The sequence below is a fragment of the Nostoc sp. genome (assembly GCF_036917135.1).
GTDB lineage: Bacteria > Cyanobacteriota > Cyanobacteriia > Cyanobacteriales > Nostocaceae > Nostoc.
In genome coordinates this window covers 1-21,403 of sequence record NZ_JBALEA010000078.1, presented here as the reverse complement: position 1 = coordinate 21,403, position 21,403 = coordinate 1, and the positions used below count along the sequence as shown (strand labels likewise).

At 40.6% G+C, this 21,403-nt stretch carries 11 protein-coding genes; 6 read left to right on the top strand and 5 right to left on the bottom strand.

The features are described from left to right. Positions 1 to 125: 125 nt before the first annotated feature. The 3 genes from V7K50_RS25540 to V7K50_RS25530 form a co-directional block, all read right to left on the bottom strand. A complete protein-coding gene (locus tag V7K50_RS25540) occupies positions 126 to 5,459 on the bottom strand; it encodes a trifunctional serine/threonine-protein kinase/ATP-binding protein/sensor histidine kinase (protein WP_334965006.1) in 5,334 nt (1,777 codons plus the stop codon). Between the two features lie 195 nt (positions 5,460 to 5,654). Then, on the bottom strand, positions 5,655 to 7,964 hold the full coding sequence (locus tag V7K50_RS25535) for an NAD(P)-binding protein (protein WP_334965004.1): 2,310 nt from the start codon (positions 7,962 to 7,964) through the stop codon (positions 5,655 to 5,657). Between the two features lie 349 nt (positions 7,965 to 8,313). Continuing rightward, positions 8,314 to 9,564, bottom strand: coding sequence for a hypothetical protein (locus tag V7K50_RS25530; RefSeq protein ID WP_334965002.1), 1,251 nt, complete (start codon positions 9,562 to 9,564; stop codon positions 8,314 to 8,316). Between the two features lie 404 nt (positions 9,565 to 9,968). On the opposite strand from V7K50_RS25530, the gene V7K50_RS25525 reads away from it, so the two are divergent. Both V7K50_RS25525 and V7K50_RS25520 read left to right on the top strand, forming a co-directional pair. Continuing rightward, on the top strand, positions 9,969 to 11,285 hold the full coding sequence (locus tag V7K50_RS25525; protein WP_334965000.1) for an amino acid permease: 1,317 nt from the start codon (positions 9,969 to 9,971) through the stop codon (positions 11,283 to 11,285). A gap of 54 nt (positions 11,286 to 11,339) precedes the next feature. Next, positions 11,340 to 11,885 carry an RNA 2'-phosphotransferase gene (locus tag V7K50_RS25520; protein WP_334964998.1) on the top strand — a complete coding sequence of 182 codons (546 nt, stop codon included), beginning with the start codon at positions 11,340 to 11,342 and terminating at the stop codon, positions 11,883 to 11,885. A gap of 192 nt (positions 11,886 to 12,077) precedes the next feature. On the opposite strand, the gene V7K50_RS25515 is transcribed toward V7K50_RS25520, so the two are convergent. Then, positions 12,078 to 13,286: a NupC/NupG family nucleoside CNT transporter gene (locus tag V7K50_RS25515; protein ID WP_334965016.1), complete on the bottom strand. Its 1,209-nt coding sequence runs from the start codon at positions 13,284 to 13,286 to the stop codon at positions 12,078 to 12,080. Between the two features lie 250 nt (positions 13,287 to 13,536). Further along, positions 13,537 to 14,241, bottom strand: coding sequence for a Uma2 family endonuclease (locus tag V7K50_RS25510; protein ID WP_334964996.1), 705 nt, complete (start codon positions 14,239 to 14,241; stop codon positions 13,537 to 13,539). Positions 14,242 to 14,580: 339 nt separating this feature from the next. Here V7K50_RS25510 and fbp point away from each other — a divergent pair, with 339 nt between their 5' ends. From fbp to opcA, 4 genes are all read left to right on the top strand, one after another. Then, complete coding sequence (gene fbp / locus V7K50_RS25505) at positions 14,581 to 15,630, top strand: class 1 fructose-bisphosphatase (RefSeq protein WP_334964994.1); 1,050 nt, start codon at positions 14,581 to 14,583, stop codon at positions 15,628 to 15,630. Positions 15,631 to 15,965: 335 nt separating this feature from the next. Beyond that, positions 15,966 to 17,111: a transaldolase gene (tal, locus tag V7K50_RS25500; protein WP_334964992.1), complete on the top strand. Its 1,146-nt coding sequence runs from the start codon at positions 15,966 to 15,968 to the stop codon at positions 17,109 to 17,111. 182 nt (positions 17,112 to 17,293) lie between these two features. Further along, positions 17,294 to 18,823, top strand: coding sequence for a glucose-6-phosphate dehydrogenase (zwf, locus tag V7K50_RS25495; RefSeq protein WP_334964990.1), 1,530 nt, complete (start codon positions 17,294 to 17,296; stop codon positions 18,821 to 18,823). A 338-nt stretch (positions 18,824 to 19,161) separates the two neighbouring features. After that, the gene (gene opcA / locus V7K50_RS25490; protein ID WP_334964988.1) at positions 19,162 to 20,538 is read left to right on the top strand and encodes a glucose-6-phosphate dehydrogenase assembly protein OpcA; all 1,377 of its coding nucleotides are present in this window, start codon (positions 19,162 to 19,164) and stop codon (positions 20,536 to 20,538) included. The last annotated feature ends 865 nt before the right edge of the window (positions 20,539 to 21,403 follow it).

Sequence of the window (21,403 nt, the reverse complement as noted above, 5' to 3'; positions counted from 1 at the left end):
CATGTTGCCCACCCCACAAGATGGATAATTTATTTCTTGTCAGTCCCTAAGCATCAGGGTTTTCAACCCGCGTAGACGGGTAAAGTCTCGTGTAGCCGCGACTTCTTGCCGCCTGGGGTTCTAAATTACTCGCTTTTGCAGGGAATTTGAATAATAAACTCTGCCCCCTGTCCAGGTGCAGAAATACACTCAATTGTACCGTGATGTTTGTCTACTACGATTTGATAAGTGATTGATAATCCTAAACCAGTACCTTGTCCCACAGGTTTAGTAGTGAAAAAAGGATCAAATATTCTTTGTCTAACACTATCACTCATCCCTACGCCATTATCCTTAATGGAAATGACGACTAAATCAGGATTGACTGCTTGGGTACGAATAGCGATCGCGCTAGAATTACTCTTAATATCCTCTGCTTTTCTTTCGTGATTTAACTTTTCTAAAGCATCAATCGCATTATTCAGAATATTCATAAACACTTGATTTAGTTGCCGAGCATAACATTCAACTTTTGGCAATTCACCGTAATTTTTGATAATCTCAATCGCCGGCTTACCTGGTTTGACTTGGAGACGGCTTTGCAAAATTAGTAAGGTACTCTCAATTCCTTCATGAATATTCACCGCTTTGATGTCAGCCTCATCTAACCGAGAAAAATTACGCAATGTCAAGACAATTTCCCGAATGCGTTCCGTGCCAATTTTCATAGAAGATAAAGTTTTAGGCATATCTTCTTTAATAAAATCAACATCAATATTCTCTAAAAGCTCTTGAATTTCTGGTGCAACATCGGGATAGGTATTTTGATAAATATTGATTAAACTAAGCAAATCTTGTGTGTAATTATTAATGTGAACTAAGTTGCCATGAATAAAACTTACAGGATTATTGATTTCATGAGCAATACCAGCAATCATTTGCCCCAGACTTGACATTTTTTCTGTTTGAATAAGCTGGGTTTGAGTTAGTTCTAATTCACACATCGTTTGCTTTAATCGCATATTTTTTTCATTTAATTCCCTCGTTCTTTCTTCAATTTTATCTTCTAAGTTAGCGTAGAGTTGGGCATTTTCTAAGGAAATAGCTGCTTGTGAAGATAGCATCTTTAATATTTGTATTCTATCAAAATTAAATGCTCCCACTGTTAAATTATTTTCTAAATAAAGTAACCCAACCATTTTACCTTGATTAACGATAGAAATACATATAAGGGATTTAATTTTGTTATCAACAATATACGGATCTATCGTAAAATTTCCTTCATGGCTGGCATCAGATAAAACCACATCTTTTTTGGTTCTTGTAACATAATTAATTACAGAGATAGGCAATTGCTGACTATTTTCTACTGGTATTGATTGACCAACAGTTAAATCATCTTCATCTACACTTGCTTTAGCTTCAATAAATAACTTTCCGGCTTTCTCTAGAAGCAAAATACCAGTCTGAGCGCCAGCATTCTCAATCACAATTGTCATTAATTTTTCTAGCAGATTCTCTAATAAAATCACTTCTGATAAAGCTTGTGATGCTTTAACAACTGTGATTAAATCTAGCGCACTTGATTTTTCATTAGCTGTGGAAGTAGTAATAGTATTACTTCTAAACCCTACTTGAGAGTGAGTTGAAACCTTAGTAATTAATTCTGGGTATTTTAATTCCAAATCCTTAAATTTAGCACTTGCTCCCCAACGACGATAACCATAGTGTGCCTTTGTCATATATAGGGACGCAAATTCATTTCTTCCTAGACTGAGATAAAATTCTGCCGCACATTCATAAGCTAGCGACTCTTCATGAATATATTCAGAATTATGAGCGCCTTTAATTGCGCGATCGTAGTGTTCCATCGCTACTAATACTTGTCCTAAAAACCGTGCTTTTTGTGCTTCTACAAGTTCATATTTGTGCTGATTATTTACAGGTGCGTGATCCGCCCATTCTTTTAATTGCTTTTGATTTTCTTCTACTTTCTCAATAACACTTTTTATCTCTGTTTGGGAAGTTGTGTTTAAACAGAAAGCCAACAATGCCAGAGAATAATAAAACTTATATTGAGGTAGAAAAATAGTCCCACTAGCTGCAACTTCATACTGCTGTGCTAATTCAGCGTTTTTAATAGACTGAGCATAATCTTTAAATAAATAACTCAAAATACTTTTGGAAAGATAAGCATAAAATATGGCTGTAATATTTCCTGCTATTCTCTGCATTACTGATTCATTAAAACTATCACCCTCTAAATAAGATTCATTATCCTGTCCTTGAACTAGCTCGATTACTATCTGTTTTAATATCAGCAAACAAGTTATAAAATGCTCTTGGTGTATTTTATGTGATAAATTAATATATTGTTCTAGTCTTTGTTGGATCAGCTCTAAATTTTCTCCAGCCCAGAAAGGGTGCCAACAAACTAATAAGCCATTGTAACCCACATACTCAATATCCCCTGTCTCTAAACCACTTTGAACACCATCTTCTAAAGGTTCTATAGTTGCTTGAAGATGTTCTTTCCAGTGCCTAACAAAAATATTAAATAAGGCGTAAACTTTAGATTTAATTTGTCTAGCATTGAATTGATCTAAAATCTGTAAAGATAATTTACCAAAACGATATCCTGATTCAATATCCTTAAGAGACCCACATAAAATTAGCCCATAAAAACCATAGGCATAAGCTGCAAAAGATGAATTGCCATACTGCACACATAAATCAACCATCGTAAAAGCAATCAGTGGTAAAAGTGCAGGATCTGCTAAATAAGCGGGAGGCATGGCTGTCATTAGTATCCTCATGGCAGCTAGCTTATGATCATCAGTCATTTCTGGCAGATTGGCTAATTCTTCAATTGTTAACTCTGCTGGTGGAGTTTGAGACAATGAAACTCCCAACATCTCTAGCACCTCCAAATCTAAATCTAATGCTTCTCGCATTCGATTTTGAGCAATATAAAACTGAATCTTTTTCTCATATACTTTAACAGTATCAAGGATATTTTTACTGTTACTTATCACGCTGATAAATAATGCTTCTGCTTGCTCAAAATTGGTATTCAAATATTCTGCTTCTACCGTTTCTACATGAAGATCGAGAGTTAATTTATAATACTTTTGCCAACAATCTATTGTAAGTAAACTTAGACCTTGCTTCAGAAACGTTACGGCAGATTCGTAAGCAGCAGAATCTTTAGCTTTACGTCCAGAAATAAGATTCAACTCAGCTAGTTTATATTTTTCTTCTCGATAATTAATTAGGTCAGCACCGATATTTAACTGGTTAACAATATCGAAGATTTTTTCTTCTAGTAAACTTTCGTCTACATTCTTTAATAGCAGTCTACCAATATTTAAATGAATATCCTTTTTCTGTTCATCAGCTATCAACGTATAAGCCGCTTGTTGCACGCGATCGTGAAGAAACTTATAATCAATTACAAAAATATCAACATTATCTAATAGCTGTGGTAGTTTATAGCTATCACTTAAAGGTATAACTAAACCAGCTTGTATTGCTTCCCAAATATCTAATGCTGTGTCATTATGAGATTTTTCGTTAACACAAGAGAGTATATTTAAATTAAATCTATTGCCAATACAGGCAGCTATTTTTAAAATATTTTGTGTAGTGTCTTTGAGCTTTTGAATTTTACCTATCATTAATTCAACAACATTATCAGTAATTTCTAGCATCTGAATTTGCGGAATTTCCCATTGCCATTGACCAGTAGTAAAATTAAATAAAAGCAGATTTTCTTGATGAATAAACTTGAGTAATTGATTGACAAAAAACGGATTGCCCGCAGTTTTATTGAAAATCAACTTTGCTAATTCTTCAGAGCTATCTAAACTAGATTTTAGGGTATCGCTAACTAATTTACAAACATCAGCAATTTTGAGATTTTGACAATTAATAATCTTGACAGAGCTACGATTTTTTTCAATTTCTCGCAAAACTAACATTAAAGGATGACTGGTATCAACTTCATTATCTCGATAAGCTCCGATTATCAATAAATATTGAATTTCAATATCTGTAGCTAATAACTGAATCAGTTTTAACGAAGCTAAATCTGCCCATTGTAAATCATCTAAGAATATAACTAATGGATGCTCTTTTTGAGCAAACAAATTGATAAAATTTTGAAAAACCAAGTTAAAGCGATTTTGTGCTTCTGCTGAGGCTAGTTGCGGTACTTCTGGTTGTTTACCGATAATAAGTTCTAATTCAGGAATAACATCAATAATAATTTGAGCATTTGGGACTAGAGCCTCTAAAAGTTTTACTTTCCAAATTGCTAATTGTGCTTCACTTTCTGTTAGTAATTGCTGCATTAACTCTTGAAATGCTTGAATCACTGAAGCATAAGGAATATTGCGCTGAAATTGCTCAAATTTACCAGCAATAAAATAGCCTCTGTTTTTGATAACAGGTTTATGGATTTCATTTACTAATGCTGATTTACCAATACCCGAATAACCAGCAACTAATATTAATTCTTTATTTCCTTGATTAATTTTTTCAAAAGCAGTCATTAAAATATCTATTTCTGCTTCTCGTCCATACAACTTTTCGGGAATTTGTAGTTGGCTAGAATGATCCTGCTGACCAATAGAAAAGTTAGTTATAGAATTAGTTTGATCTAACTGATTAAGACAGGTTTCTAAATCAGCTTTAATCCCAAAAGCACTCTGATATCTTTCCTCAGCCGTTTTGCTGAGTAATTTCATAATAATTGCAGAAATGACTTGAGGGATTTCTGGGATTAACTGATCTATTGTTATGGGTTGTCTAGCAATATGACAATGAACTAGCTCCATTGGCTCAGTTACTTGAAACGGTAACTGACCTGTAAGCATTTCATAAAAAGTTACACCCAACGAATAGAAATCTGTACGGTAATCAACTGATCGGTTCATTCTTCCTGTTTGCTCTGGAGACATATAGGCTAGAGTTCCTTCAAGCAAATCAGGATTACAAAATTTGGGTTTTTCTTGAAAAAGCAGTGATGAGATAGAAAAATCAATAATTTTAACTTGATGAGTTTCTAAATTAATAATAATATTCTGTGGTTTAATATCTTTATGAATAATATAATGTTGGTGTAATTCACCTAAAGCCTGGGTAATTTGAATACCTATCTTGAGAAAATAAATTAACTCAATTTTGTCTGCCTCGATAACTTTGTAGAGAGAAGTACCATCAAAATTTTCTAAGACAATTGCTAAACCATTATTGTATTTTTCTAGGCTATGAGCTTGAACAATTCCTGGGATATCTAAGTTCTTTATTAGCTCATATTCATGTTTGAATGCTGCTATATCTTTCAGTTCAGGGTATTCTGTTTTTAAAACTTTAATAACTACTAGTTTACCATCCTTATTTCTGGTGGCTCGATAAACACTAGTTTTTATTCCCTCATGAATTAATTCTATAATTTGGTAATTAGATAATTTAATCATTTTTTATGTGAATATTTTCAACATTTCTCAAAATCCTCAGATGATTATCCTATAATAAATACATTTTTAAAGTCGGTTATCTAACAAACTTTAAAAATGTATCATGTTACCAAAATAATCTAGGTTTTGGCACCCTAAACAATGCTAAATTTTGTTGGGTTTGTCAAAATGCACTTCATTTATTTCAATATACCCTTAGAACCAAGAATCCCACTCACCAATAATTTCTTTGGTGTATTTTATATGGAAGCATTGGTCTAAAATTGCTCGTGTCGCTTGCATTGCAGACATCACTGTAGCTTCCACACAACCGGAATTATAACCGTTGTTAATCCAGTCGCCAGCTAGGTAAAGGTTATCAAATCCAGATTCATCAGTTTTGAGTCGATACTTGGTACTTCCAGGTACAGACAGTACATAACGTTCTGATGGGTTAATGTTAACTCGCCAGTATTGAGCTTTAAAACGTTCTACTCCCTGACGGTTTTGAAAATCTACTAGTAAATCCCAATTTAAACCTTGGGGATTTTTGGGGTTAGTAGCATCAGGCCAAAGGTGTCCGATGTGATTGTTGAGGAAGTCAATTGCTTGTTGCTCTACTTTTTTTTGGGCTTTAGCTGGAAAATGATATTCTGTGTGGGGCGGAATTCCTGGATCTGCAATTACGCCGGTGAAATAAGCCACGTTATAAGGATAATGCTCAGAAGGCCAATTTTCTCTTGGCAATAACTCGCTCATATCTGCATAGACATCAAATGGTTCAACGTAAGCTCCTAGCACAGGACTCGATTGTTTCCATCCCAATTGCGGTAAGGTAGGCTTAAGCCATATTTGTCCACCTTGAGTAGTTACTGTTTTGACTTGCTGCAACATATCATGCCATTTTTGATGAGCTGGATTTTTTTTGGCATGGAGCAATTCACTACAAATAGAGGGTAAGGCGGCTATAGGAATTCCCAGCAGCACAATATCAAAATCATCGCCTTTGGTGAGGGTAATTTTATCTACATTTTGCCAAGGTGTCCAATGTGATTCAAGGTTAATTTCTTTGTCTTGGAGTTTTTGGGCTTCTTCATCGACAATCTGATCATAGAGAGGTTCATTAGGCCAGCAACGAATGTCTTTAACTTTGATAAGTGGTTGATATTCTTGCTTTGGGTTTTTTAAGTTTACTTGGCGAGCCAAGGTGATGCTTGCTATTGATTGCTGATCTTTATCCAAGTGCAACTGCTTGACAACATGGAAGAATTTGAATTTTACACCGCGACTCTTTAGCACTTCATATAGTGGAGTGATGACTACCTCCGCCATCCCTGATTGCATTTTCCACATGATGGCACCATTGTATTTGAACAAGATGGTGGTGAGGACACGGATAGCTGTTCCGGCTGCTAGTTGCGGTTTGTTGGTATTGCCTTCGGGAAAACCATACACTAAATCGTATAGAACGCGAATAAATGCTGATTTAACGCTTGATTCCCTAGCTCCATGTTTTCGTAGCCAGTCATTGTAATTGTACTCATCTAAACTGTCTAGGGAACGAAAATCAATGATCTCATCTATTAATAAACCCCGGATGTTTGCTAATGCTAAGTCGATGAGTGTTAACCGCCAAAAGATTTCCGAATTTTGTCCAATTTTAGATTCTATCTGACTGCTCAAGTGGGTTTGAAAGCGCTCTATTAGCTTGAGAATTAACTGGTGATGTTCGCGTCTATGAGTTTTCGGATTTCTGGGCAGTGATTGAGCTAGGTTCTGGGCAAGATTTAAGAAAATTCCTTCAGAAGTCAAGTCTAGGTTTTGGAAGATATTACCAATGTATTGGTTGATATTGTTCAGCCATCCTCCCCAAAAGATGGGTTTTTGCAGAAATAACTGAATCAACTGGCTAGGAAACTGCAAGAGACTACTATCTGATAAAAATTCCATTACCTCTTTGCCTAATGCTATTTGTTTGGCAAGAGATGCTGAGAAACTTTGGGAAGAATAAGACTGTTCGTAATTATGAATTCCTGCGTAAGTCTCAATGACGAATTCAATGGTGGTGCAGATATGATCCCAAAGGGAACAAATGCCGCCACCTTTCCACGGGACTAGAGAATTGGTAGGGAAGTTAAAAGGCAGATTTACCCAATTTTGATTGATGTATTCTTCTAAGACAATGAGACTGTGGGGCTTGAATGCGTCTTCTATGGTGCTGAAAGGCCCGTTGCCACCAAGTTCGTCGTAGCATTGCTTGAGTAGACGAAAGGCGTTTTCGTAGAATCCAAAAAAAATGTGCAGTCCGTGTTCTTCGATGCGGTAGTCGGGTTGATGATCGGGTGCATGGGGTTTGATGTTACGTCCTGTTGCACATTTACCACCCAAACGCCAACCTGTTTGATAAATAGTGATGTCGTAGAGACTATCCCACCCGGGTTGACTGGTTAATTCATAAGCGGTGGTTAGGGATGCCATTCCACCGCCTAAGATGGCGATCTTTTTTGGCTTAACGGTTTTGGACATGGTTGTTTTTGCTGATAAGTGGCTAGTTGGGAAAGTCTGGGCGTACAGAGTCAAAGTCATTTTTTAACGTAGACGCTTCTCTACGAGACGCTACGCGAACGGCTTCCCGCAGGGTACCGCAGAGGCGCGGAGGACACGGAGAGAGAGGAAGGAGGAGGAAAAAATTGCTTAACTGAACTGTATTGTGGTAATGTCGCGCAAATAAGATTGCACAACTAGGGCGATCATGTTGCCCACCCCACAAGAGATTCATTTTTTTGAGGATGCAAATTAAAAGATTTTTAGCTTATGGCCGCAACTTCTGCCTCGGTAGGTTAGTAAGAGAGCAGAGAATTATGTTCGCCCCATACTAATTTTTCTGTGATGCTTGCCAAACGCTTTTTCCGTCTTTGAGGGTGAAGTCAAAGTGCAAGACGAAACCAAGCTTTACGGGGATATTTACTGATTCGCTACCTGCGGGATAACCTTTGGCTAGTCCTAAGTCTTGGACGATTGGTTGGCTAGCGAAATTATTGATTTTTAATTGAAATTGATCGCCGAAACCATTGAAGCCAAAGAGTTTTCCGCCATAGAAGGTTTGTAGTTGCATGGGGGATTCAATCAGTGCTTGATAGCAGGCTTTTTTGCTGTTTTCTACGTCGCGGATTTGTTTGAGGGTAACGAGGGGGACGACTCTGTTTAGAATATATTCGAGGAGATTGAAGGGTAACTGTAAGCCAGGAATGGCAATCTCGTCATTATCAAATAATAAGCTAGCGATCGCTCTTACTGATTCTTCAAAGGTGTCCCATGTTTGGATGGCTTGATGTTCATCTCCTGTACTGATGCGTTGAACTTCCAGCAGACGCGCATCTAGAGATTGACTTGTAGGAGAAAATTCTTTAAATACTAAGGTGTCTACGGTTAATAAATCCGGTTCTTGATTTAAGTCGGGAATCTGAAATGTGCCAAGTTGTTTAAAGAAGCCGTAGACTTCTCTACCAGAAACGAGGATGGGAGAATTATTCACGTACAAGTAAGGCATGAAGCAAGCTAGGCGTTCGGCGATGAATAAGGGACCGACTCTTTTACCTACCACTGTTAACATCCAAAAGATGGCTTCTTCTTCATGGACAGTTCCTTTATCATAGTCGGGTGCATAAATAGAACTTAAAGAATCTATCTTGTTGAAAGTCAAAATGAGATAGTTTGTCGCTGGGCGATATTCAATGTCCCCATTATTGGGATCGTTGAGATATTTATCACACACCTCTTGCAACTTCGCCATTGAACCTTCAACGACAAAGCCGTACATTTTTGTGCCTTTGATTTCGTAGGGTTGATTAAACGCCTGTCCATCTGCCCGTTCTATATATTTGGGGTATGATGATTTGTTACCACCTCCGCAAAAGTAATTTTGAAAAAAACTAGTCACATCTTGTTCCATATTTTTGCCTTTTACGGCTAAATCTTGGAACAATTGATCCGGTTTTTGTTGGATTTTAGTCAGGTAATCTGTAAGTTTTTGGGGTTCTTGAAGTAGGGTGGTAAGTTCGCTAACAGCGCCTAAAGCCGTATGGAAAGTTGTTTGTATTGTCTGTAAAGGGTTGTTGCTGTTCATCGGGTTTTGGGAAATAAATGAGTCTTGTTTGAAGTATTCCCTTTACACTGGCTTTTCTAACAAATTACTCAGACAGCAAATTTGGGCACAAGCTTTACCACTAATGCGACTAGTGTCAACAAAGAGGGACTGACTTTTCACGGTATCTGGAAAACCTCTCTCTAAATCTCTCTCCTAAAAGGAGAGAGACTTTGAATCTTACTCCCCTTCCCTAGTAGGGAAGGGGTTGGGGGTTAGGTCTGTATGAGACTCAACCGAGGAGCGCTATAGTTAGTAGAAAATGTCAGATCGCCCCAAATGCTAATTGACCACAAAAATTTGACTGAAAAACCATGAGCATCAGGGTTTTTGTGAACAATATTTCCAGATGCTAATATTGTTTGGGTTAAGTACAGATATTCAGTATGGTTCCCATAAAGACTGTTCTCAAAGATTCAGAGGAAGTCACTCGGTTGTTTTCTCATCTCGAATTTGATGGAAAAAACCTCAATCATCAACCGGGTAGTGTATTGGGAAGTACTGCATTAATTGCGGGAACCACTGTCGGAGCAGGGATTCTCGCCCTCCCAGCCGTTACCCTCCCATCTGGGATTGTGCCATCTACATCTGGACTAATTGCTGTTTGGCTCTACGCCTTAGTTTCTGGTTTACTGGTTGCAGAAGTTACCTTAAACACCATACGAACAGAAGGGCGGCCAAGTATAGGTTTTTTGGGAATTGTTGACAAGACCCTTGGTAAGTTGGGAGCGCGAATTGCCGGCGGCGCATATTTATTTATGCACTATGCTCTGTTAGTGGCATACATCACCGAAGGCGGAGAGATTTTAGGATTTGCAGCGAGAAAAGTCTGGGGTTTGCAGATATTGCCTACATGGGTGGGCACAACAACTTTCACACTCTTATTTGGTGGCATTATGTATCTTGGGCGAGAAAAGTTTATTGAGAAATTAAACAACGCCTTTGTCGGAATTGTCATCGTTTCCTTCTTGGGATTATTATTTTTGGCAGGAGGGCACATTCAGACTACCCAACTGTTGTTTCAGGACTGGAGTGCCCTTGGTAGTGCCATTTCAGTCATGTCTGTGGCGTTGTTTTTCCAAAACGTTGTGCCGCTAGTTGTGACGCAGCTCGAAGGAGATGCCCGCAAAATTCGTCAGTCTATCTTTATTGGTTCTGTGATTCCTCTAATTATGTTCTTGGCGTGGAATGCCGTAATTTTAGGAAGCGTCAGTCCCGATATGCTACATAGCACATCTGACGGTAGAACTGTTTTTAACCCATTGCAAATTCTCCGAGCCGGTGGTGCGGGAGAATGGTTAGGAGTACTAGTATGCATTTTTTCAGAGTTTGCGATCGTTACATCATTCATTGGATTTGTATACGGATTGCTGGATTTGTTCAAAGATATTTTCCTCTCTGAACAGGGCGGATTTTCTAGGCGCTTACCCCTCTATTCGCTGGTTCTTTTCCCTCCCATGACTCTGGGAACGCTCAACCCCAGCATCTTTCTTACTGCCTTAGATTACACTGGAACATTTAGTATTTCAGTTCTCGGTGGAATTATACCGGCGTTAATGAGTTGGAAGCAACGTCAAGAACAAGAAAACTCAGATAGCATCAATCAATCACTCGTTCCTGGTGGGAAGGTGACACTCATTGTCATGATTGGAATGGCATTAGCGATGATGGGGAGACAAATTCTGTCAATTTACCATCAATAAAAATTTAGTGTAGTATAAAAACATATAGATGTAGTATATACCAACCACAATTAAATGAGTGATTCTCGCCTCGTTAAAATCAGCAAATATCTCAGTAAATATCTGCGACACACACCGGATGCAATTGGAATTCAACTGGCTCCCGGTGGTTGGGTTGGTGTTGATGAACTACTTACCGCTTGTGCTACAAACAAATTTCCGCTCACCCGTCAGGAATTACAGGCGGTAGTTGAATTAAATGATAAACAACGCTTTGCTTTTGATTCTACAGGTAATCTGATTCGTGCGAACCAAGGACATAGTGTAAAAGTCGATTTACAATTAGAACCTGTTATTCCTCCAGATGAGCTTTATCACGGTACGGGACGCAAATCTGTAGAGTCAATTCTGCAAACAGGACTTGGCAAAATGTCACGAAATCATATCCATTTATCGAAGGATATTGCAACAGCACAAACGGTTGGTGCAAGACATGGAAAACCAGTAGTTTTTGCTGTAAATACTGCCGCAATGCATCAGGCTGGTTACATATTCTATTGTTCTGCTAATGGTGTTTGGTTAGTGGATCATGTACCACCTGAGTATCTACAAAAAATTTGAACTGGGGATTGGGGATTGGTTACTAGGGCGTGTTTTCAAACTACTCGTTTAGCCTCCTAATTTTTTAGATCCCCCTAAATCCCCCGATAAATTGGGGGACTTTAAGAGATTTTGAGCAAGCCTTTTTAAGGGCGGTTGGGGGGATCTAAGACTTTGACAACACGCCCTAGTCCCTAGTCCCCAATTCCCAGTTCAAATCAACATCCCAGCAATAGAAGCGGTGATAAAACCCGCCAACAATCCGCCAATCATTGACCTTACACCCATACGAGCTAAGTCATGTTGACGATTCGGTGCTATTCCGGCAATGCCGCCAATGGTAATGCCAATTGAACCGATATTTGCAAAATTACATAATGCGTAAGTCGCAATAATTACTGCACGTTGGGAAATTTTACCGCTTTGAATTAGTGCCTTCAAATCCAAAAAAGCAATAAACTCATTGAGAATTGTCTTTGTACCCAATAAAGCCCCTACCTGCCGGCAATCAGCCCAAGGTACACCCATCAGCCACGCCACGGGAGCCATAACAAAAGACAAAATCCACTGCAATGACAGTTGCGGTAAACCCACAAATGCCCCCAACCATCCCATCAGGGCATTTAGAGCAGCTAATAATCCTAAAAATGCCATAATCATCACGGCAACGTTAACTGCTAACTTCACACCGTCAATTGCTCCAGTAGTAGCAGCATCAATGACATTTACATAATTGGTTTCTACATTCATCTCTACCTTACCAACCGTCTCTGATACTTCTGTTTCTGGGTAAAGTAATTTTGATACTACCAACGATGTGGGAGCAGTCATAAAGAAAGCAGCAATTAAGTGTTCTGCTGGTATGCCAAAGGAAAGATATGCCCCTAGTACTCCGGTGGCAATTGTCGCAAAACCACCCGTCATCACGGCATGGAGTTCCGATTGCGTCATATTCGCTATGTAAGGTTTAACCATCAGCGCCGATTCTGTTGGCCCCAAAAAGATGTTACCTGCACAGGATAAAGATTCAGAACCCGATGTTTTCATCGTCTTCATCATTACCCACGCCATCACATTTACAACTCGCTGTAAAATGCCGTAGTAATACAAGACGCTGATGAAGGCAGAGAAAAAGATAATTGTCGGCAGCACTTCAAAAGCAAAGAAATGATCCTTAAAATTTTCTCCAAAGACGAATTTGGCACCGACATCAGAAAATGCTAAAAATTGGCTGACAATATCTCCCAGAGATTTAAACACATTTAAACCCCAAGGAGTTTTCAGAATTACTAGGGCAAATACAAACTCCAATCCCAAACCCCACGCGACTATTCGCCAACGCACCGCACGACGATTCACTGAGAAGGCGTAGGATATACCGATAAAAACCAAGATTCCTAACGCAGAAATGGCGCGTTCCATGTTTACTCCCGGAAATGTATCGCTAAGGCACTTAGTCACAAAGCATACAGAAAAACTCGCCTTTTTTGGGGGTTTTTAGTCAATTATTTAGGAAAATCATATTGGGGAATAGATGCAAACGCAGAAGAAAATAGCGAGGTTCCGATTGATAAGGATAGAACAATTTGTTTAAGCATACAAATAAAAAAGCCTTCAATATTATTATTCAAGGCTTTTTTTATTTTTTGTTCCTAGTTATTTTTAAGTTTCTTTAGAGATTATTTGGGTTGATTCCCTTTTTTTGTAATCTAGCTAAAAGTTCTTGAAGTTGTTGTTGAGTTTGCTCTAGTTGTTGCTGTTGCTCAATTGTTACTTCTTCTGGTGTTGAATATCTATTACCATTTTCGTCATACCAATACAACCATTCTCGCGTGATTCTTTGGTAGGTTCCTCGTTCACTTCCAATCCCTAAACCAATTTCCGGCATCCAGATTTTATCGCCTGGTTGTAAAATATATTCACCATTAACTAACCGATAAACTTCTAAACGCTGACGCTTACGACGTAAGCGGGTTGGTGCATAAATTACATAATACAAAATTCCTAATTGGGCATAATCTACTTTCTTTTGTTCGTATTCAAAATTGTAAGTTTGGGAAACAATTTCTAACGATAAAATTGGAGAAATGCCATCTTCTTCCCAAAATACATAACTAGAACGCCCATTTTCTCCAACAAAACGTTCTACACCCAAACTTAGAAACCCATCGGGGACAATGGCAGGTTTATTGACTGTATAATAAATTCCCATGTTGATACCAAAAAACCAATCATCACGGGCTTGCCAAATAGCAGCTAATATGGCTAACAATAAGTTGGGAATTAATATTTGCAGTTCGTTATCCACAGGAGTGTCATCAGAATCTGGCAATTCTGCTGATGAAGGTAGGCACTCTAATGGATTGTAGTTTAACATCAGCAGTTCTCAATCCCAAATAATAAATCTAAATCTGTTTTACCATAACTTTAGGGTAGCTCAGGCTACACGTAATACTTAGTGGGTTGGTTGCCTTTCTTACTTTCTGTAGTCATTTGATTTAAGTAAATCATTCACTCAATATTGGCAATGTTTATGACAAGCGACTACGTATCTGCGCTTTGGGCGCAGGAGTCACTAAAAATTCATTTCTTTAGTTTATCTAAAGTCGCATCTCAGTTATCAAATTACCTTTCTAAGATAGAGGCAGCAACTACTATAAGTTGCCATACACGACTAAAACCCAACTAACAGCTAGTGGCTGCGGATAACACAAAAATGACTAAAGCGCCAGAATCTTTAGACTTATCTACTTACGACGCTACAGACAAAGCTCTAGATCGTGATTGTACTACCTTATCTCGTCACGTTCTCCAGCAACTTCAGAGTTTTTCACCAGATGCACAAGATTTAAGTGCGCTGATGAATCGTATTGCCCTAGCCGGCAAGCTGGTTGCTCGCCGCATGAGTCGCGCGGGTTTAATGGAAGACGTTCTGGGATTTACTGGGGAAGTTAATGTCCAAGGCGAATCTGTCAAAAAGATGGATGTCTATGCCAATGATGTATTTATCTCAGTGTTTAAGCAAAGCGGCTTAGTCTGTCGCCTCGCTTCTGAGGAAATGGAAAATCCTTATTACATCCCCGAAAATTGCCCCATTGGGCGCTATACCCTGCTGTATGACCCAATTGATGGCTCATCCAACACTGATAACAATCTCAGCTTAGGTTCGATTTTCGCCATTCGCCAACAAGAAGGAACTGATAGCGACGGTAAGGCAACTGACCTCCTCACCAATGGACGTAAGCAACTCGCTGCCGGATACATCCTGTATGGGCCTTGCACAATGCTGGTTTATACCATAGGTAAGGGGGTTCATTCCTTTGTCCTCGATCCCAGCTTAGGAGAGTTTATTCTCACAGAAGAAAATATCCGCATTCCTACCCACGGGTCAGTTTACAGCGTCAACGAAGGTAACTTCTGGCAGTGGGAAGAATCGATTCGAGAATATATCCGCTACGTTCATCGCACAGAAGGTTACAGCGCTCGTTATAGCGGCGCAATGGTGAGCGACATTCATAGAATTTTGGTTCAAGGTGGCGTGTTTCTCTACCCAGGGACAATTCAAAACCCAGAAGGGAAATTGCGCTTGCTTTATGAAACCGCTCCTCTTGCCTTTTTGATTGAGCAAGCAGGTGGTCGTGCTACTACCGGATTGGTAAATATCTTAGATGTCGTGCCGAAAAAACTGCATCAGCGCACACCTTTAATTATTGGTAGCAAAGAGGATGTAGCAAAGGTGGAGTCTTTTATTCAAAACGGACACTAGTGTTATAAGGCAGAAGACAGGTAAAAAAAGCTTGTAAATTACGCTTTTGAAGTTTTTTCGACTGGATAGTTATTTTTGCCATGCGAGACTAGGAGACAAAGACAGAAGTATCAAGGATGCGTCTATCTTCTGGCATTAATTAAAAGTTAATCATGGTGATTTAGGATTGGGAATGGAGAATAGCACTTCTTAAAGATGTATTAAAGATTATCTCAGCTGGCCGATGCGATAAGTGATTGGCAACGCCACAATTCAAAAGTCACCATCAACATTTGATGGGTTTTGCCAACTTCACTTAGAAACATCACTATACAGGAGTGAAACAAATTAGAGCTATGACTACCAACCATCTACTAGAAATCAAGCAATACGGTCAAAGTATCTGGATAGATAATTTGACCCGTGACATTATTCAATCAGGTGAACTCAAAGACCTGGTTGAAAATCAAGGAATCTCTGGGATTACTTCTAACCCAGCGATCTTTGAAAAGGCGATCGCTGGTAACGTTATTTATGATGCCGATATCGAAGCCGGAGTTCGGGCTGGCTTACCGACATACAAAATTTACGAATCCCTAGTTTTTGCAGATATCCGTAATGCATGTGATATTTTGCGCCCTGTTTATGAAGCCTCCAATAGACTAGATGGTTATGTGAGTCTCGAAGTCCCGCCAACCATCGCCCAAGATACTGAAGCCACAATCAGCGAAGCCCGCCGCTATTTCCAAGAAATTGGTCGGGAAAATTTGATGATTAAAATTCCCGGTACAGAATCTGGCTTACCAGCAGTGGAACAGGCGATCGCAGATGGGATAAATGTCAATATTACGCTACTGTTTTCTGTAGAAAGCTATGTAAACACAACTTGGGCATACATTCAGGGCTTAGAAAAACGGGTAGCTGAGGGTAAAGACATCAGTAAAATTGCTTCAGTCGCTAGTTTCTTCCTCAGTCGGATTGATAGCAACATTGATGGCAAAATTGATGCTAAGTTGAAAAAAGGCGTTGATGATATTGCCGTGGAAGCAAAGCTCTTGGATGTCAAAGGGAAAGTAGCGATCGCTAACGCTAAGATTGCCTACCAAGAATACAAGAAAATCATTAGAAGCGAGCGTTGGCAAGCCTTAGCAGCCAAAGGAGCCACAGTACAACGGCTACTTTGGGCTAGCACCAGCACCAAAGACCCCAACTACAGAGACGTGATGTATATCGAGGAGTTGATTGGTCGAGATACCGTCAACACCGTACCACCAGCGACCATTAAAGCTTGTGCCGATCATTGTAACGTAGGCGATCGCTTAGAAACAGATGTAGACAAAGCCTACACGCTGATCGAAAACCTCAAAGATCCCGACATTAACATCGATATCGATGTCGTAATGGATGAACTGTTAGCCGAAGGTATTGACAAATTCATCCAGCCCTTCCAGTCCTTGATGAACTCTTTAGAAGAAAAGATCAAGGTATTGTCACCAGTGTAGGGAGTGGGGAGTGGGTATTGGGGAGTGGGGACTGGGGACTGGGGACTGGGGACTGGGGACTGGTAAGCAATTTTCCTAATACCAATCCCCAATACCTAATACCCAATCCCCAATACCCACTCCCTAATACCCAGTCCCCAATCTCAAAATCCAAAATCCAAAATCTAAAATCCAAAATTCCTATGGTTAGTCTGCTAGAAAATCCCTTGCGAGTTGGCCTGCAACAACAAAGGATGCCCGAACCCCAGATTATAGTCATTTTTGGCGCTTCTGGCGATCTCACCTGGCGCAAACTCGTGCCAGCACTTTACAAATTGCGGCGAGAACGGCGTATACCACCAGAAACTACGATTGTCGGTGTAGCACGTCGAGAATGGAGCCACGAATACTTCCGTGAACAAATGCAAAAGGGCATGGAAGAGGCGCATCCTGATGTCGATTTAGGGGAACTCTGGCAAGACTTCTCTCAAGGTCTGTTCTACAGTCCTGGGGATATAGACAACCCGGAAGGCTACCAAAAACTCAAAACCTTATTAGCTGAATTAGACGAAAAACGGGGCACACGAGGTAATCGAATGTTCTACCTCTCCGTTGCCCCCTCATTCTTTCCCGAAGCGATTAAGCAGTTAGGAACCGCCGGGATGCTAGAAGATCCCTACAAACATCGTCTAGTAATTGAAAAACCCTTTGGTCGTGACTTGGCTTCTGCCCAGAATCTTAACCAAGTGGTACAGAAATTTTGCAAAGAACACCAAGTATACCGTATTGACCACTACTTGGGTAAAGAAACAGTCCAGAATTTGCTGGTGTTTCGCTTTGCCAATGCGATTTTTGAGCCGTTGTGGAATCGTCAATTTGTTGACCACGTACAAATTACCGTGGCAGAAACCGTGGGAGTGGAAGACCGGGCTGGTTACTATGAAAGCGCCGGCGCACTCCGGGATATGTTGCAAAATCACCTCATGCAACTTTACTGCCTAACGGCGATGGAAGCACCCAACGCAATGGATGCCGACAGCATCCGCACAGAAAAAGTCAAGGTACTCAAAGCTACCCGTTTAGCTGATGTTCACAATCTGGCGCGGTCAGCAGTACGCGGTCAGTATAGTGCTGGTTGGATGAAGGGTGAAGCAGCGCCAGGGTATCGGACAGAACCAGGCGTTAATCCTAACTCCACCACACCCACTTATGTAGCGATGAAGTTTTTGGTGGATAACTGGCGTTGGAAAGGTGTGCCTTTCTACTTGCGTACCGGGAAGCGGATGCCGAAAAAAGTCAGTGAGATTTCCATCCACTTCCGCGAAGTTCCGTCTCGGATGTTCCAATCTGCGGCGCAACAAACAAACGCCAATATTTTGACGATGCGGATTCAGCCAAATGAAGGTATTTCCCTGCGTTTTGATGTGAAAATGCCAGGGGCAGAATTCCGTACCCGTTCCGTTGACATGGACTTTAGTTATGGTTCTTTTGGCATCCAAGCAACATCCGATGCCTACGATCGCTTATTCCTTGATTGTATGATGGGCGATCAAACATTGTTCACCCGCGCGGACGAAGTAGAAGCAGCTTGGCAGGTAGTAACACCAGCCCTTTCCGTTTGGGATGCACCCGCAGACGCAAATACTATTCCCCAGTACGAAGCCGGAACCTGGGAACCAGCAGAAGCAGAATTCTTAATTAACCAAGATGGCCGTCGCTGGCGCAGACTGTAAAAAGTTAGGAGTTAATAGTTAGGAGTGATGAGTTAATAGTTAATAATTAGGAGTGATGAGTTAATAGTTTTTGAGTTAGGAATTTCATTTATTCTAACTTCTAACTTCTAACTCCTAACTTCTAACTTCTAAGGTGATTTCCGAGAAAGAAAATACCTGTGTTGGCGAGTTTCGACTTCGCTCAACTCTCGATCTCTGAGTTGGTTGAGCGAAGTCGAAACCAACGGCGGCGGTATATTTATTCCTGTAAATCGCCTAACTTCTAACTTCTAACTTCTAACTCCTAACTCCTAACTCCTAACTTATTCAACAAACAAAGCTAACAACTCAAAACTACTATGGCTCCCCAATCTTCGACAATTTATTCACTTCAGGCACCAAAAGATATTTCGCTTAACGAAATAGATGCGGAACTGAGTCAAATTTGGCAAAGTTACGGCATCACTGGCGAGGACGGTGGGCTTCCTGCTGCTACTAGGGCTACGACATTTAGCTTAGTGGTTTATGAACCAGAAGAAACCCAGTATCTTTTAGCTACTTTGGGATTTTACAACGGTCCCCTTGATGGGATTTTAGGGCCTCAGATGGAAGCTGCCTTGCGGCAAGTGCAGAGAAAACATGCACTGCCAGATACGGGAACAGCAACACCTGAAACCCTGGCAATCTTGAGAGAAGAATTCGTCAAACGTCAAGGAAACGGGTCTGGGGGGGATAATGGTTCTATTGAACTTCCCAGCTTAAATGCCCCAAGTCCTAGAATTGCTGATGAAATCGCCCTCCGCAATCCTTGCCGGATTATTGCCCTGTTTCCCATTACTGGCGAAGATAAAGGGGTAAAGGCTCAAGTTTCTGCCTATTGTCCCATCCAAAAGCAATCGTCAAGTACACTAATTTGTTGTGAATACATAACTCTCAGTGGAACTGCTGCTGCCTTGGAACGTATAGGCGGCATGATTCCAGCATTGTTAATTGGCGGCTTACCAAAGTTTCTTTGGTGGAAAGCAACACCAGACCCCAACAATGGTCTATTCAAGCGGCTGTCAGCAGTTTGTAATAACGTGATTGTGGATTCTTGCCGCTTTAACGAGCCAGAAAGTGATTTACTCCGCCTCCAAGAGTTAGTAGAAAGTGGTGTTCCCCTGGCTGACCTCAACTGGCGTCGCCTCTCAGCATGGCAAGAATTGACAGCTGAAGCCTACGACTCACCTAACCGTCGCGCCGCCCTTAAGGAAGTTGACCGAGTAACTATTGATTACGAAAAAGGCAACCCCGCACAAGCTTTGCTGTTTTTGGGTTGGCTAGCAAGTCGTCTAGAATGGCAGCCAGTTTCCTATCAAAAGGAAACTGGAGATTACGACATCACTCGCATTCACTTTATTGCCCAAGACCAACGGCAAGTAGAAGCTGAGTTAGCGGGTGTTCCCCTGGCTGATGTGGGTGAGATTGCCGGCGACTTGATTGCTTTGCGCCTCAGTTCGACAAATCCGAAGGCAGACTGTGGTACAGTAATTTGCTCAGAAACTGGTGGCTGTATGCGGATGGAAACCCACGGCGGCGCCCAATCTGCCGGTCTGTTTCAACAAGTTACTTCACTTTCGGAGCAAAAGGCGGAAGCATTGCTGAGTCAGCAGGTACAACGTTGGGGTCGTGAGTCACTTTTTGAAGAAAGTCTGGGGATTACAGCGAATATTTTCAAGTTGACAACAAATAGTTAGTTTCGCCTGGAAAGAATAAAAGTTACCCAAATTGCGAAAATCAAATGCAACCCCTTCAGATTTTTGGATATTTCAATCATCTGGAGGGTTTTTCTCTTTTGCTTAGTTTTTTGGACTAGGAACTGACAATTAACAATTCAAAATTCAAAATTCAAAATTAAAGACATTTCAGACTTGTGGAGTGCGGTCTTGGGGAGACCCCAAGAGGAGCAACTCCGGGGGATTTAAACCCCGATGGTTCCTGAGCGTAGCCGTTGGCGCAGCCTCTCGTAGAGAAGGACTGAAATGTCTGCTACATATAGATTGCAGGTTCTTAAACCCTTTAATTTACGATAAAAAAATATCCAATTAACTCTTGTGGGGTGGGCGACACGAGAGTCATATCAACTGGGCGGGCAGGATGCCCACCTGACTTTTCACTCTTATCTGGAAAACCTCACTTCCATTCCTCTCTCCTGCAAGGAGAGAGGCTTTGAATTCTCCCCATTCCCTGGTAGGGAAGGGGGCTGGGGGGTTAGGTTTCGCGTTTGTTTTTCCACATAGCGTGAAAAGTCAGGGATGCCCACCCCACAATATTGGATAATTTATTTCTTGGAGTTCCCCTAGATCGCAAGAAATGCAATTTAAGCTGTCGCGCAAATAAGATTGCACAACTAGGGCGCTCATGTTGCCCACCCCACAAGAGATTTATTTTTTGGAGGATGCAAATTAAAAGATTTTTAGCTTAAAACACTATACAGGGTGAGCAAATATAGCGGTTCTCGTTTACATGAGGTACACCCGTAGGGGCACGGCAATGCCCATTGGTGTCAACTTAAGAAGATAAAGCCCAAATTTGTTGGGTGTAAGCGTCAATGTCTCGATG

Coding starts and splice junctions, on each gene's coding strand:
- V7K50_RS25525 (WP_334965000.1), top strand. CDS start 9,969: ATGGTTCCCATAAAGACTGTTCTCAAAGATTCAGAGGAAGTCACTCGG.
- V7K50_RS25535 (WP_334965004.1), bottom strand. CDS start 7,964: ATGTCCAAAACCGTTAAGCCAAAAAAGATCGCCATCTTAGGCGGTGGA.
- opcA (WP_334964988.1), top strand. CDS start 19,162: ATGGCTCCCCAATCTTCGACAATTTATTCACTTCAGGCACCAAAAGAT.
- fbp (WP_334964994.1), top strand. CDS start 14,581: ATGACTAAAGCGCCAGAATCTTTAGACTTATCTACTTACGACGCTACA.
- V7K50_RS25520 (WP_334964998.1), top strand. CDS start 11,340: ATGAGTGATTCTCGCCTCGTTAAAATCAGCAAATATCTCAGTAAATAT.
- V7K50_RS25510 (WP_334964996.1), bottom strand. CDS start 14,241: ATGTTAAACTACAATCCATTAGAGTGCCTACCTTCATCAGCAGAATTG.
- tal (WP_334964992.1), top strand. CDS start 15,966: ATGACTACCAACCATCTACTAGAAATCAAGCAATACGGTCAAAGTATC.
- V7K50_RS25515 (WP_334965016.1), bottom strand. CDS start 13,286: ATGGAACGCGCCATTTCTGCGTTAGGAATCTTGGTTTTTATCGGTATA.
- zwf (WP_334964990.1), top strand. CDS start 17,294: ATGGTTAGTCTGCTAGAAAATCCCTTGCGAGTTGGCCTGCAACAACAA.
- V7K50_RS25530 (WP_334965002.1), bottom strand. CDS start 9,564: ATGAACAGCAACAACCCTTTACAGACAATACAAACAACTTTCCATACG.
- V7K50_RS25540 (WP_334965006.1), bottom strand. CDS start 5,459: ATGATTAAATTATCTAATTACCAAATTATAGAATTAATTCATGAGGGA.